12 protein-coding genes are annotated in these 14178 nt (G+C 63.9%); 5 read left to right on the forward strand and 7 right to left on the reverse strand.

All coding sequences use genetic code 11. From position 1 onward, the window contains the following. The first annotated feature begins 32 nt into the window (after positions 1-32). Positions 33-2135, forward strand: a complete 2103-nt coding sequence (locus ACFOOR_RS12255) for a TonB-dependent receptor domain-containing protein (protein ID WP_343165205.1) — start codon at positions 33-35, stop codon at positions 2133-2135. A gap of 179 nt (positions 2136-2314) precedes the next feature. Here the strand turns inward: ACFOOR_RS12255 and fliJ are convergent, their stop codons facing one another. Together fliJ and fliI are read right to left on the reverse strand one after the other, a co-directional pair. Beyond that, positions 2315-2731 (reverse strand): flagellar export protein FliJ, encoded by a 417-nt coding sequence (gene fliJ / locus ACFOOR_RS12260; RefSeq protein ID WP_343165206.1) that lies wholly within the window; start codon positions 2729-2731, stop codon positions 2315-2317. Continuing rightward, the gene (gene fliI, locus ACFOOR_RS12265; protein ID WP_343165207.1) at positions 2728-4068 is read right to left on the reverse strand and encodes a flagellar protein export ATPase FliI; all 1341 of its coding nucleotides are present in this window, start codon (positions 4066-4068) and stop codon (positions 2728-2730) included. The genes fliJ and fliI overlap by 4 nt, the downstream gene beginning before the upstream one ends. A gap of 260 nt (positions 4069-4328) precedes the next feature. Here fliI and ACFOOR_RS12270 point away from each other — a divergent pair, with 260 nt between their 5' ends. After that, positions 4329-5765 carry a KamA family radical SAM protein gene (locus tag ACFOOR_RS12270; protein WP_343165208.1) on the forward strand — a complete coding sequence of 479 codons (1437 nt, stop codon included), beginning with the start codon at positions 4329-4331 and terminating at the stop codon, positions 5763-5765. Positions 5766-5774: 9 nt separating this feature from the next. On the opposite strand, the gene ACFOOR_RS12275 is transcribed toward ACFOOR_RS12270, so the two are convergent. Both ACFOOR_RS12275 and ACFOOR_RS12280 read right to left on the reverse strand, forming a co-directional pair. Further along, a complete protein-coding gene (locus tag ACFOOR_RS12275; RefSeq protein ID WP_343165209.1) occupies positions 5775-6059 on the reverse strand; it encodes a TFIIB-type zinc ribbon-containing protein in 285 nt (94 codons plus the stop codon). Between the two features lie 91 nt (positions 6060-6150). After that, complete coding sequence (locus ACFOOR_RS12280; protein WP_343165210.1) at positions 6151-8049, reverse strand: hypothetical protein; 1899 nt, start codon at positions 8047-8049, stop codon at positions 6151-6153. 376 nt (positions 8050-8425) lie between these two features. On the opposite strand from ACFOOR_RS12280, the gene ctrA reads away from it, so the two are divergent. Further along, entirely contained in the window at positions 8426-9121 is a 696-nt protein-coding gene (ctrA, locus tag ACFOOR_RS12285; RefSeq protein WP_343165211.1) for a response regulator transcription factor CtrA, read from the forward strand. A gap of 82 nt (positions 9122-9203) precedes the next feature. Here ctrA and ACFOOR_RS12290 read toward each other — a convergent pair whose 3' ends face one another. Both ACFOOR_RS12290 and ACFOOR_RS12295 read right to left on the reverse strand, forming a co-directional pair. Then, positions 9204-10034 (reverse strand): CheR family methyltransferase, encoded by an 831-nt coding sequence (locus ACFOOR_RS12290; protein WP_343165212.1) that lies wholly within the window; start codon positions 10032-10034, stop codon positions 9204-9206. Between the two features lie 21 nt (positions 10035-10055). Then, positions 10056-10421, reverse strand: a complete 366-nt coding sequence (locus tag ACFOOR_RS12295; RefSeq protein WP_343165213.1) for a response regulator — start codon at positions 10419-10421, stop codon at positions 10056-10058. A gap of 186 nt (positions 10422-10607) precedes the next feature. On the opposite strand from ACFOOR_RS12295, the gene ACFOOR_RS12300 reads away from it, so the two are divergent. After that, entirely contained in the window at positions 10608-11705 is a 1098-nt protein-coding gene (locus tag ACFOOR_RS12300) for a toll/interleukin-1 receptor domain-containing protein (RefSeq protein WP_343165214.1), read from the forward strand. Between the two features lie 11 nt (positions 11706-11716). On the opposite strand, the gene chpT is transcribed toward ACFOOR_RS12300, so the two are convergent. Then, a complete protein-coding gene (gene chpT / locus ACFOOR_RS12305) occupies positions 11717-12403 on the reverse strand; it encodes a histidine phosphotransferase ChpT (RefSeq protein ID WP_343165215.1) in 687 nt (228 codons plus the stop codon). Between the two features lie 217 nt (positions 12404-12620). Between chpT and ACFOOR_RS12310 the strand changes: the two genes are divergently transcribed. Next, positions 12621-14078, forward strand: coding sequence for a M23 family metallopeptidase (locus ACFOOR_RS12310; RefSeq protein WP_343165216.1), 1458 nt, complete (start codon positions 12621-12623; stop codon positions 14076-14078). Positions 14079-14178: the final 100 nt, after the last annotated feature.

Genomic DNA, 14178 nt, shown 5'->3' on the forward strand with positions numbered 1-14178 from the left:
AATTGAGAACGATTTGCAAATCGGGGGATATCATGTTTCACATTTCGACGTTCGCCGGAGGGGTCAGCCTTCTCGCCATGGTCATGGCGGCGCCCGCCCTGGCCCAGACCACTGACGAGGGCACGGGGGTCGAATCCCCCGAAGTCCTGATCATCACCGCGACGCGCACCGAGATCCCGGCCTTCGACTATCCCGGCATGGCGTCGGCGATCGACGCGGAAACAATCGCGCTGACGGCACCCGCCTCGCTCGACGAACTGCTGCAGGAATTGCCGGGCGTGGACGTCGCGGGCGGCCCGCGCCGCACCGGCCAGACGCTGTCGATGCGCGGACTCAGCCGCGAGAATGTCACCCTGCTGCTCGACGGCGCGCGGCAGAATTTCAACTCCGCCCATGACGGCGTCGTCTATGTCGACCCGATGATCCTGTCGGGCGTCGAAGCGGTGCGCGGTCCCGCATCCGCGCTCTACGGGTCCGGCGCGGCGGGCGGCGTGATCGCGCTGCGCACGGCGGATCCCGACGATCTGCTGTCCGGCGGCGAGACCTTCGGCATCGGCGCGGTCGCCGGACATCGCACGGTCGATGGCGAAGTCCGCGCCGGGCTCACGGCCTATCGCCGCGGCGAAGTATTCGACATGCTCGGCCACGTGACGCGGCGCGAAAGCGGCGATATCTCGCTCGGCAGCGGCAACGACCTTCCAGCCGACGACGAGAGCCTCGCCGGTCTGATCAAGCTCGGCGCCGACCTCGCCCCCGGCGTGCGCGGCGAGCTGAGCTGGCAGGCTTTCCGGTCCGATGTGACCGAGCCGAACAATGGTCAGGGCAATGCCGGTGTCGGCGGTCTCAATCCGCTGGTCGAGAAGGACGTGACCAGCGACACATTCCAGCTGAATGCCGACATCGCGCCGGCGGGTTCGCTCTTGGACATGCAGATCGTCGCCCATACCGGCCAGCAGGGCGTTCATGAGCGCGAGACCGCCAGCGGGCGCATCATCGACCGCCAACTCGACAGCTGGGGCCTGCGCGTCGACCAGCGTTTCGCATTCACGCTCGGCGGGTTCGACGCAGGCCTGACGGTCGGCGGCGAAATGTATGAGGACAAGCAGACCGGCTTCGACAGCGACGATCCGACGGGCACGCGCGGCGGCGTGCCGGACGCGCAGTCGACCTTCACAGGCCTGTTCACGCAGCTCGAACTGACCGGCGCGGCGCCGTTCGGCCTGCCGGGCGAGATCGTCCTGCTGCCGGGGATCCGGTGGGATTCCTTCGAAAGCGCGTCGGTGCTCGCGGCGGACAATTCCGACGATCAGGTGTCGGGCCGTTTCGGCGCGAGTTATGCGCCGAACGAAACCTTCCGAGTCTTCGCCAACTGGGCGCAAGCCTTCCGCGCACCGTCGGCGAACGAGCTCTATCTCGACGGGACGCATTTCTCCCTGCCCCACCCGGTGCTGGGCGCGCCGGTCTTCATCACCAATGAATTCATCGCCAATCCGAATCTGCGCCCGGAATCGACCGAAACGATCGAAGCCGGGTTCGGCCTGTCGCTGCGGGATTCCGTCCGCCCCGGCGACAGGCTTGAATTCAAGGCCTCGGTCTACGAGACGCAGGCCGAGGACCTGATCAACCTGTCGGTCAATTTCGCCTTCCCGGGCACCTGCTTCGCGCCGCCCTTCCTGCCCTGCAATGCCGGCACGACGAATTCGGCGAATATCGCGGCGGCGACGCTGACCGGATACGAAGCGCAGGCTCACTATACGTCCGGCGGGCTCGAATTGAGCGCGGCCCTGTCCGACGTCGATGGCGAGGATGATGCGACGGGCGACCCGCTCGGCTCGCTGACCCCGATCCGGCTGTTCGTCGATGGCCGCTACACGTTCGCCGCGCCGCGCCTTACCTTCGGGGTTCGCGCCGAGTTCGCTGGCGATTTCGACAAGACGAACGACCCGGCGCTGGAGCGCGAAGGCTATACCGTGGTCGATCTCTATGGCCGCTGGCGGCCGTTCGCGGATCGCGGCCTTGCCGTCTCGACGGGCGTCGACAACGTGTTCGACACCGACTATTCGCGCACCGTCGCCGGCGCGAGCGAGGCAGGACGCGGCTTGCGCGTGGATCTCAGCTGGTCGCAGAACTGGTAGGTGTCACCGGAGTCCCTTCGCCCTTTCCCCGCCTTTGCGGGGACAGGCGTGGTTCACTGCGCGAGCACCTCAAGATGAAGGGATATGCTGGGGTCCCCGTGGAAACGGGGACCCGAAACCGGGTGCGAGTCTTCGGATCCCCGCGTTCGCGGGGACCCCATGAATTGAAATCGAAACGCCTAGTGCGCCCGCGCGGCGCGCATCTGGGCGATCTCGTCGAGTTCGGCCTGTTCGGCGGAACGGACGGCGGCCTCAATGCGGGCAAGGCGGCGTTCTTCCAGAAGCTCGTACTTCTTCAGCTCCTGAAACGCCGTCTCGAGTCGCGAACGGATCGAGTCGGCCTGGCCTTCGACCTCGGCCAGTGACAGGCGGATGTTTTCCTTCCGCTTGATCACCGCCTGGGCGTAGCTGCCATAGGCCAGGAAGCCTTCCCTGGACTTGGCCGCTTCGGCCTGTTCCTCGGGCACCGAGGCCTCGAGGCGCGAAATCTGGTCGTTCAGCGACGTCCGCGCGCGGTCGATCTCGGCCATCTGCTTTTGCAGTTCCTCGACCTTGAAGCGCGCCAGCCGGATCAGCGGCTCGTGTGAGCGCGTCATGATTTACCTCCATCACCACCCAAAATCCCCGACAGGGCCGCGAAGGTTTCGGCGATGCTCGCCGCTTCGTCTTTTCCCTGTCCGAGGAAGCGCTGCAACGGATCGTTGAGCGCAATCGCCCGGTCTGTTGCCGGGTTCGACCCGCGGGCATAGGCGCCCAGACGGATCAATTCTTCCATGTCGGCATAGTCCGACAGTGCGGCGCGGGCGCTGCGGACAATGTCCGCTTCGCCATCGCCGTAGACTTCCGGCGCGGTGCGGCTGATCGAGCGCAGCACATCGATGGCGGGGAAGCGCCCCCGCTCCGCGATGGCGCGGTCCATCACCACATGGCCGTCGAGAATGCCCCGGACCGCATCGGCGACCGGTTCGTTGTGATCGTCGCCGTCGACGAGAACGGTGAACAGGCCGGTGATCGAGCCCTGCTTTCCACCATCGCTGCGCTGCGGGCCCGGCCCGGCGCGTTCGAGGAGGCGCGGCAGTTCGGCGAAGACCGACGGCGTGTAGCCGCGCGTGGTCGGCGGTTCGCCGGCGGCGAGGCCGATCTCGCGCTGCGCCAGGGCGACGCGGGTGACCGAATCCATCAGGCAGAGCACGTCCTTGCCCTGGTCGCGGAAATATTCCGCGACCGTCATGGTCAGCTGCGCGGCCTGACGGCGCGCCAGCGCGGGAGCATCGGACGTCTCGGTGATCACGACGGCACGGCGGCGGCCTTCCGGACCGAGCACGTCCTCGACGAATTCGCGGGCTTCGCGGCCCCGTTCGCCGACCAGGCCGATGACGATGACGTCGGCATCAGAGCCGCGCGCCAGCATCGACATCAGCACGGACTTGCCGACACCGGAGCCGGCGAAAATACCGAGACGCTGGCCGCGCCGCATCGGCACGAAGGCGTTGAGCGCCCGCACGCCGAGATCGAGGCGTTCACCGAGCCGGGCGCGCTGGTGGGCGCAGGGCGGCTGGCCCTTGACCAGGTAGGCGCGGGCGCCTTCGCGCAGCGGGCCCTGACCGTCAAGCGGACGGCCGAAACTGTCGATGACCCGGCCAAGCCAGGCGGTGCTGGGGCGCACGGTGGCCAGCTGCGGTTCGAGGCGGAGTTCCGCGCCCGGTCCGACACCGTCCATCGGCGCAAAGGGCATGAGGATGGCGGTCTCGCCGCGAAAGCCGACGACCTCGCACGGCGACCGTCCGCCCGGCGTGTCGAGCCAGGCGCGCGCGCCGAGAACGAAGCCGGACTTCGGTCCCTGCGCGGCGATCATGAGGCCGTTGACCGACGTCACGCGCCCGGTGAGCACGCGCGGATCCATTGCCTCGACCTGTTCGATCAGCCCTTGCATCACGGCCTTTCGCGCATCCTGCGCTTGTCATCCCGTTCGACGGGACAGAGGTCACGAATGCGAAAGGTAACCGAACGCGGTTGCCGCCCCGTAAACGCGGCGAAGGAATGTCAGCAGGCCGCAGGGTTCACATCCGGACACAAGAGGCTATGTTCCGCGGCCCGGACGGAGGGTGTGCGCCTTGGGCGCCGCATGTCCGGACTTCGCCGTAGCGCGCCTTGCGCTCATGAAATGACAACCATCGCTGACGGGAGACAACCATGCCCCCCGCCACCCTGGTCAATCGCGTCGCGGGTTCACGTCCCCGCAAGAAGGCGCTGAGCCGGAAGAATATGGACAATGTGTATGCGCGGATCGCGGAAACGCGGTTCCGGCGTCATGTCGTCCACGATATCGAGCGCTATCGCCGTTATCTCGAAGCGGGCGGCGCGGCCGTCTATTCGCAGGCCGAGCTGGACGCGCTGGCCGCGGCCGGCGTGTCAGACCGTCTGCCGCCGCGCGCGACGGGCTATTATCTGGAACTCGCCCGCAGGAGCGAGGCGGTGCGCAATCTGATCAAGGCGCGCCCGGAAGAGACCGAAGACCTGTCCGGCGAAGCCGATCCGTCGAACCAGCTGAAATACAGCCCGGTGCCGGGCCTTTTGCACAAATACGAACTGGTCCTGCTCTATGTCGTGCGGGCCTGCTCGTCCTGGTGCCGCTATTGCTACCGTTCCGACTTCCTGACCGGGAAGACGGAGAAGGACACCGCCTCGATCCACGAGATCGCGGATTATATCCGGGGCCACAACGCGAAGGCCGAGGCCGGCGAAACGGACAAGCCGCGCGTCCGCGAGGCGCTCCTGTCAGGCGGCGACCCGATGGTGCTGTCGAACCGGAATCTGTTCGACTACATGAACGGGCTGGCCGAGGCCGGGGTCGAGGTGATCCGCATCGGGACGAAGGAGATAGCCTTCTACCCCAAGCGGTTCGACCAGAACTTCCTCGACATGCTCGACCTGTTCCACGAGCTGCACCCGGATGTGCTCGTCAGCTTCATGGTCCACTTCACCCACCCGGACGAATTCCTGGTGCCGGACGGCCAGGGCGGCTGGGAAAAGGGTGCGACGGGTTACCGGCGCAATCCGCTGGTGCGGAAGGCGATCCGCGATCTTCGCTCCCGCCCCTTCGTGACGCTGGAAAACCAGACGCCCATCATCGACGGGGTGAATGACAGCGCGCGCGCCCTGCGCGTGATGCAGCAGGAACTGAAGAAGCTGGGCGTCAACAACCACTATTTCTTCCAGTGCCGCGAGATCGAAGGTCACCGCGCCTTCGCCCTGCCGGTGGAAACCGCGTGGGCGATCCACAATGAGAGCCAGGCCAATCTGTCCGGCATCGAGCGGTCGCGCTTTGCGCTGTCGACCGAGGCGGGGAAGATGGAGATGGTCTCGGTGATCGAGGGCCACAGGTCCGCGCGTGCGATCGGCGGGCCCTTGGGCGAGGCGCTGGCCGAAGGGCTTGCCGTGTTCAAGCTGCACCGTTCGCCCCATAGCGACCGGCAGGGCGATCTCGTCATCGCCCGGCGCAACCCGGACGCCCTGTGGATCACCGGTTATGAAGACCGGATCCTCTATGACGGGCGCAAGGACACGCCGGACGGAAAGTTCGCGCCGCTGCTGTCGCTGATCGAACCGTCGCGGATCGCCGCGGAATAATCCGCCCGGTCAGAAGTCGAAGAGTTCGCCCAGGAAGGATTCCCGGCGGCGTTGCGGCCGGCGGCCGTGATCACGGTCACCGCCCCACGGTCCACCACGGTGATCATCGTCATCATCATTGTCGTCACGGTCGCGGCGGCGCGTTTCAACCGGCGCGGCCGGTGCGGAGCGCTCGACGATCTTGTCGAGCTCGCCGCGATCGAGCCAGACGCCGCGGCATTTCGGGCAATAGTCGATCTCGACGCCGGAGCGGTCGGCCATCACCAGGGTTTCACCATCGACGGGGCAATTCATCGCGCGCACTCCTTGTCTCGCGGGTTTCGGCTCACGAGATAAGGCGCGCGCTTCCGGGCGTCAGGGGGATTGGCGGCGATCGCGTCCCCTGTCAGGGCAGACAATCTTCCAGCGCGACATCGGGAACCGGCTCGCCTTCCGGCGTCGCGGCGAAGATCATGATGTTGGCATCGGCGTCGAGCGCAGCGTCCACGTCGGCGACATCGCCATCGAGTGCGAGGATGACGAGGCAGCCCGGCGGACCATCGACCGAGGCGAGATCGGCCGGATTGGCGATCAGGGTGAAACCGACGGGCTCGCCGCCATTGGCAGACGGGCCGTCCGGTCCTGTCGACGAACCGCCTCCCGGCGATCCGAGATGGGCAAAGAAGCCGGCGAAGGCATCGAGAATGTCGATATCGCCGGGCGCAGCGGGATCGAGCGAACGCGCCTCGAACAACTGCGCCAGCAGGACTCCGGCCAATCCCGTCGGGTTAGCCAAAAGGCCCTCGTCAACGACCAGCATCGGCGCATTTGGATCCTGGTTGGGGTTGACGGTCGGAAGGAGGGGCGGCGGCGGCTCATAGCGGCCGTCGAGTGTCGCTGCGGTGCGGGCCGGGGCACCGTTCGGCGATCGGGCGACACCGGGTGCCGGGGGGACGGGCGCGCAGCGTGCGCGGCCGTCAGCAAAGAAATCATTCTCGAGATTGCTGTTGCCGGACCAGTTGAAGATGAAACTTATGCCATCGTTCAGCTGGGCCGTCGCCGGGATGCTTGAGTCCGTGGGCTGGCGGTCGGCAATGCCGACGCCCAGCAGGTCGAGATCCGTTGCCGCGGGGGCGTTGCCGGACATGTCAAATTGGGCAAAGCGGACAGGCTGCGGATAGGGCTCGCGTCCCCTGTCCCGCGTCCAGATATAAGACACGACCGTAACTTCGCCGGGCAGGCCGTCGCTTTCGTTCAAGGGAATGAGGATGCCGCCGACGTTTTCGAACCGGCCGGTCGTGTCCTGATCCTGCCGATTGTAGCATTGATAGGCCGGGTAGAAGAGGTCGGGGTCCGCGCCCACGATGATGTCCCATTCGTCAGAGCGAAGCGCGGAAACTGCCGACGATGTGCGTGCCAGAGGCGCTTCCTCGCGATGCTCCGAGGCCGGGCCGGACACATCTCCCGCCGGCGCGTGGACGGCGTTGACCACCGTCGCCTGAAGACGCAGCAGGTCCGGCCAGAAGGGCAGGCCCATAAATCCCGGGATCGGGGCGAAGACGGCGAAGTAGCGCACCTCGTTCTGACCCCAGCTGGACACGGTCACGTAATCGCTGCGCGGGGCCAGGCAGTTGGCTGCAGCATCAAGCTCGCAAATCGTCAGGCCGAGCCGTTCCAGCATCGAAAACCCGGTGATGTCGGGATAGACTTCGAAGGGTCCGCCGGCGGTCCCGATATTCACCGCTGCCACGGTGAGCAAGGCGGCGCGCGGTCCGGTCGATCCAACCCGCGCGACGCCGTCGCGGCTGATCGTGTCACCGATCATGACGATGTCGGGACCAGGCGCGACGGTGACAGTCAGCGCGAAAGTGTTGACACCGCGATAGGTGCGCGGGATTTCGAAATTGTTCGCCGGATCGCGGCAGGCGATCGAGATCTCGACATCGCCCTGCACGGGCTGTGCGATGTTGAACACGACCAGCAGGTCACGCCGCCCGCCGGCGCTGATCGTGAAGGCGGCATTGCGCGCACCTTCGACCGCGCCTGCGTCATCAAGCGCGTAAACGCCCAGCGTTCCGGTGACGCCGTTCGGCAGTCCGATGACAGAAGCCGGGCTGGGTTGGCAGGTCAGATCGTCTTCGTCGGTCGACAGCAGGGTGGCGAAAAACGTGACGTCCTGTCCCACCGTCGCCGCGCGGGCAGCGGGAAGAACCGACATCTGGACATTGTTCCCGAAGGTGACCTGCGACAGGGCGGGAGCCGCCATGGCAAGCATCAGGGCGAACGCGGCGGCCAAGAATTTCATGGCGCATCCCTCCTGTCCGGCGATCCCGGTCGTGCACTAAACCGTCTGCGCGGCGGCCTGTCACTTCAAAAGTGACCGGCGGCGGACATGGCGGCGCGCCCGCGGCCTCGAGGAGTGAGCGTGGTGAACCTCATGAAACACACCTGCCGGAAGAAAAATGCAGCTGTTGCAACCGGGACTCACCGGAGTCGGAAGCGACTCCAAAACAATCACTTAGCGAATCGGGAGAATCGAGCCTTGATGATTTCTGAGTCTCTCCACACCCGGTTAACTTTCATTAAGGGTTTCCACCTAGCGTGCGAAGCAGGTTAACCATGGTGCCAGCCGCGCAACTTACTGATTCGCGGGGGCAACAAGCGGGGCGGAGGCTTGATCCATGCGGGTTTTGCTCATTGAAGACGATCGGGCCACGGCCCAGTCGATCGACCTGATGCTGAAGTCGGAAGGCTTCAACGTCTACACGACCGATCTGGGTGAAGAAGGCATCGATCTCGGCAAACTCTACGACTACGACATCATCCTTCTGGACCTCAATCTGCCGGACATGCCCGGCTTTGACGTCCTGAAGACGCTGCGGGTCGCCAAGGTCGACACGCCGATCCTGATCCTCACCGGCAATGCCGATATCGACAACAAGGTCCGCGGTCTCGGCTATGGTGCCGACGACTACATGACCAAGCCCTTCCACAAGGACGAGATGGTGGCGCGCATCCACGCCATCGTGCGCCGGTCGAAGGGCCATTCGCAGTCGATCATCAAGACCGGCGAAGTGGCGGTGAATCTCGACGCCAAGACGGTCGAGGTCGATGGCCAGCGCGTCCACCTGACGGGCAAGGAGTACCAGATGCTGGAACTCCTCTCCCTCAGAAAGGGCACCACGCTGACCAAGGAAATGTTCCTCAACCACCTTTATGGCGGCATGGACGAGCCGGAGCTGAAGATCATCGACGTCTTCATCTGCAAGCTCCGCAAGAAGCTCGCCTCGTCGACCGGTGGCCAGCACTATATCGAGACGGTCTGGGGCCGCGGCTATGTGCTACGCGATCCGGCCGAGCAGAAGAGCGTCGCCTGACGCCTCTCGCCTCGACACTGACTTCGAAGAAAGCCCGGGCCGCCCCCGGGCTTTTTTCTTGGCCTGAATGTCAGGCGGACGCCTAGGCCGCCATCTCTGTCACGTCCGGACGGGTGAGAATGCCCTTCTGTCCGCGGACGGCGCGAAAGGGTCCGGCGGCATAGGCCGCCTCCCCCTCGCCCATCAGGAGGTAGCCGTCATCGGCGCAGCGGGCCGAGAGGTTGGCGATCACGCGCTTGCGCGCTTCCGGCGTCAGCGCGGTCAGCACGTTGCGGCACAATATGATGTCGAACAGGCCCGTGTCTTCGGGAGGGGTCAGGAGATTGCCCTGTTCGAAGCGCACCATGGACCTGAGCGCGGTCTTGATCCGCCAGTCCTTTCCGGTCTGCTCGAAATGCTTCACCAGGCGGTGGATGGAGAGGCCGCGCTGGACGTCGAACTGGGAATAGGCGCCGGCGCGGGCGCGCTCGATGGCGCGGCGGGAAATGTCGGTGCCGACGATCTCGATCGCGAGATCCCCGATATGGCCGGTCTCCTCGGCCAGCACCATGGCCAGCGAATAGGCCTCCTGCCCGGTCGAGCAGCCCGCCGACCAGATACGGATGGGCTGGCGCCGGCCGCGGGCGCGGGCGAGCACGGGCAGCATGTCATTCAGGATCAGGTCGTACTGTTCGCGCTGGCGGAAGAACCAGGTGTCGCGACCGGCGAGCGCCTCGACGGCGGCCCCGGTCAGCTTGGCGTCCTTGCGGGTCTTCATCGCGCCAATGAGGGCATTGACGCTGTCATAGCCCTCCGCGCGGGCGAGACCCGACAGCCGGCTTTCGATCATCGCGCCCTGTTCGGGACGGATGGCGAGACCGGCGATGCGGCCCGCCTCGCTGGCGATCGAGAGCATGTCTTCGGCGGTGACCATGCCTGTCCCCCTGCCGCCCCCTTAAAGGAGGCCGGCCTGTTCCAGTTTTGATTGCAGGATTTCGCTGTCGAAGGGCTTCATGATGTATTCGTCGGCCCCGGCGCGCAGCGCCTCGGTGATCTTCTGCATGTCGTTCTCGGTGGTGCAGAAGACGACGACGGGTGTGGTCCCGCCCGGCTCGCGGCGCAGCGCGGCCATGAAGTCCATGCCGTTCATCACCGGCATGTTCCAGTCGAGGAGGATGGCGTCCGGCATCCGGGCGCGGCACTTGTCGAGCGCCGCCGCGCCGTCACCGGCCTCGTCGCAATCGAATTCGAGGCCTTCCAGGATCCGCCGCGCCACCTTCCGGATCACGCGCGAGTCGTCCACGACCAGACAGGTCTTCATCGTCCGTCTCCGTCCGGGCGCGTTGATGCGCCCGCCCGGAAATCAGACTGGAACCGTTTTGGTTAACGGGGGGTTGGCAGGTTAATACTGATAGTTTTCAGGATACGCTTGACGGTGTAGCAGCGCGCGAGATGACAGGCCGTCATGCGCAATTGCATCCGGAGCAAAATCAGAGAAGTTATTAAAATGAGCAAGTACTCCATTCCTGACCGTATAGAAGCGTATGTGTCCGCCCTCTCCAAAATGTATGAGAGAGCTCAGGAACGCGAATTGCAAACAGTCGTTGTGAACTCGACCGTTAGCATTCTCGAAGAGTATAGTTATGATGGTTGGAATGGCGGCATCGCGGGCCACGTCGTAAATTTAATCATTCCTGAATTTTTATTCCTATCGATCACAGAGAATAAGGATTCTATTCAAAATCGTATTTGTGAAGACCTAAATAAACTTCACAATTTTGACAATGAATATATTGAATATATCAAAATTGATATGGAGATAACTGAAGTCGGCCACTGGAGGGAGGAATCTGGCCTACTTATCACGTCCAAGAAAACTGTTACGCCTACCCAACAATCGCGAATCTGGCTCAAAGACAAGTATCGAATTTTTTTAAGTCATAAAACCGAGGTTAAGAAGGAAGTTGCAAAATTAAAAGAGGATTTGCAATTTTTTGGCTTTACATCTTTTGTTGCACATCAAGACATTCATCCGACAAAAGCTTGGCAAGATGAAATCGAAAATGCCTTGCACAGCATGGACGCTTTTGTAGCAGTTCTCACTGACGATTTTCACGATAGCAATTGGACGGATCAAGAAGTAGGTTTTGCATTGGCAAGAAATGTTCCTGTTATTGCCTTGAAGCTCGGGCGTGACCCGTATGGATTTCTAGGTAAATTTCAAGCTCTCTCGACAGATTGGTCACGCGCGCCAATTGAAATAGTCAAGTTACTTATCAATGAGGATCGCGCTTTTAGCTCATATTTGAATGCATTGTCCGACTGTCAGTCATGGCCGGATGGAAATTTGCTAGCAGAAGTCCTTCCGGCGATCCAAACCCTTTCAGAAAAGCAGATCGATCAACTTGTGGAAGTTTATAACCGGAATTCCGAAGTGCGGTTTAGTTTTGGATTCAGGGGAAACCGACCGCCTGCCTACGGGTACGGGCTCTTGTCACATTTGCACAGATGGAGTGATCGCGAGTTTGAGAAGGATGTCGGTGAGGAGATCGTACTAAAAGGCAAGACCCGCTCTATCGATGATGACGACGAACTTCCATTCTAGCGGAATAAATATTAAGCCGCCGCTTGCGCCGGGTTCATGACCAGGGCGATGAACTCCACCCGGTCTTCCGAGGACGAGGCCGAGGCACGGCCCCCGGCACTGCGCGCGATCATTCCGGCATAGAAGGGCTGGATCGAGCGGCCGTCGAACCCGTCGTCCGGCTTCTGCCCTTCCAGTGCCGCGGCATGCTTGGGATCGATCTTCGCCTTCATGCCCTCGGCGAGGACGCGCAGGCGGGCACCGCCGCCGCTTTCGGTTGCCTCGACCGTGACCGTGCCGCCGCGCGGGGCGGATTCGATGCCGAGAATGCAGAGATTGAGCAGGAGACGCGCGGCGGATTTCTCCAGCGACGGCGCAGCGACCTTCCAGACCAGTTCCGGCTTCACCGTGTTGAACAGTCCCGCAGCGAGACGTTTCAGTTCGAGACTGTCGATCATGCCGGGAGCCGAGCCGCCAGCGCCGAAGGCGAGGCGGGCGAATTCGAGCTTCGCCTGCGCCTGCTTGGCGCTTTCCCGGACCAGTTCCAGCGCATCGTCGCGCATGTCCGCCGCATCCTCGTCATCGAGCACGGACAGGGCCGCGCCGAGCGCCGCGACCGGGCTGACCAGGTCATGGCAAAGCCGCGCGCACAGCAAGGCTGCAAGGTTCTCGGGGGACAGTTCGGCGATCGGATTTTCGGCGGTGCGTTCGGTCATCATGTGCGTATCGATACCTGATTCCTGCGTCGGGGTGTGGTATTAAGTCCACCGCAGGGGAGGCATACGCCTGCTGCGGGTAAGCACTTGGCAAGGATATTCCGTCAGGTCATTCTTCAACTCGCGAGGCACGACAGACGGGATTTTGACCGCGCGCGGCGCGGTTCTTGCTCGAAACGAGTAGTTCAACAGCGTTAGCCATCCCTTAAAGGGGACGACTATGTCCGGATTCGACGTTCATTCCGCCGATACCGCCCGCCGTAACGGGCTGGCCATCGGAGCCAGCCTGATCCTTTCCGTGGTGCTGCTGGCCGGTCTTCTGATCAGCCGCTTCAGCGAAGGCAATGCCGCCGAACCGGCGCGCGACGAGTTCGCACCCTCGCTTGCCGTACTGGCTGCGGAAACCGCCACGGCCGAGTCCGAGGCCTTCACCCATTCCGTGTTCAACGAGAACGCCGTGTTCGCCGGAGGCTGCGTCGCCTGCCCGGCGGAGCGTCAGGCGATCGTCGTCACGGTGCCGCGCGGCGGTACGCTGGCCGGCGTGCTGAACGAAGCGGGCGCGCCGAGTACGGACGTGAACCGCGCCGTCTATGCGCTCGACCCGGTCTATTCCGTGCGGCATCTGCGCGCGGGCCAGGAAATGACCGTCTATCTGGAAACCCCGGCGCTGCAGCAGATCTCCGCAGGGACAGAGGACGGCACGCGCCTGGCCGGCTTCTCCTTCCGTCCGGAGAGCGACCGCACCATCACAGTCGCGCGCCAGGCCGATGGCGGCTTCCGCGCCCGTGAACTGGTTGCCTCGCTGGAGCGCGAAATCGTTCGTGCCCGCGGCTCGATCAATTCCAGCCTCTATGTCGACGCGCTCGCCGCCGGCGCCACCGACCGCATCGTGGTCGAACTGGCCGGCGTGCTCGGCTATGCCATCGACTTCCAGCGCTCGATCCAGCCCGGCGACGAGTTCGACGTGGTGTTCGAACGCTTCGTGTCGTCCTCCGGCGACGTGATCCGCACCGGCGACATTCTCTATGTGAATTTCGCCGGCCGCGGCGAGCCGCTGAACTATTTCCTCTACGATCCGGGTGACGGTCCCGGCTTCTACAATGGCGATGGCGAAAGCGCCGAACGCTTCCTGATGGCCACGCCGATCAATGGCGCCCGTCTGTCCTCGCATTTCGGCATGCGCCGCCATCCGGTGCTCGGCTACAACCGCATGCACCGCGGCACGGACTTCGCCGCGCCGACCGGTACGCCGATCTATGCCGCCGGCAATGGCGTCGTGATCCGCGCCAACCGGTTCGGCACGTTCGGCAATTATGTCCGGATCCGCCACTCCAACGGTTATGAGACCGCCTATGCGCACCTCAATGGCTTCGCCAGCGGGGTCACAGCGGGCACGCGCGTGCGCCAGGGCCAGACGATCGGCTATGTCGGCACGACAGGCCGCTCCACCGGTCCGCACCTGCACTATGAAGTGCTGCTCAACAACGAGCAGGTGAACCCGATGTCGCTCGATCTGCCGACCGGCCGGACGCTGGAAGCCAGCGAACTGCCGGCCTTCCAGGCCGAGCGCGACCGGATCATCGCGATCCGCGACGCGGCAACGGATGCGGCCTCGACGCCGCAAGTCCCTGCCGCCCGACTTGTGGCGCAGGGCGAGGTCACCCACGGCGCGCAATAGCGTTCGGTATCTCTGAATTGAAACGGCCGGAGCATTGCTCCGGCCGTTTTGTTTTGCGGTGTCTCGCCCTCCCCCCTTGAGGCTTTGACCCGTCGCTAAA

It is taken from the genome of Hyphobacterium vulgare, from assembly GCF_042643335.1.
Taxonomy (GTDB): domain Bacteria; phylum Pseudomonadota; class Alphaproteobacteria; order Caulobacterales; family Maricaulaceae; genus Hyphobacterium; species Hyphobacterium vulgare.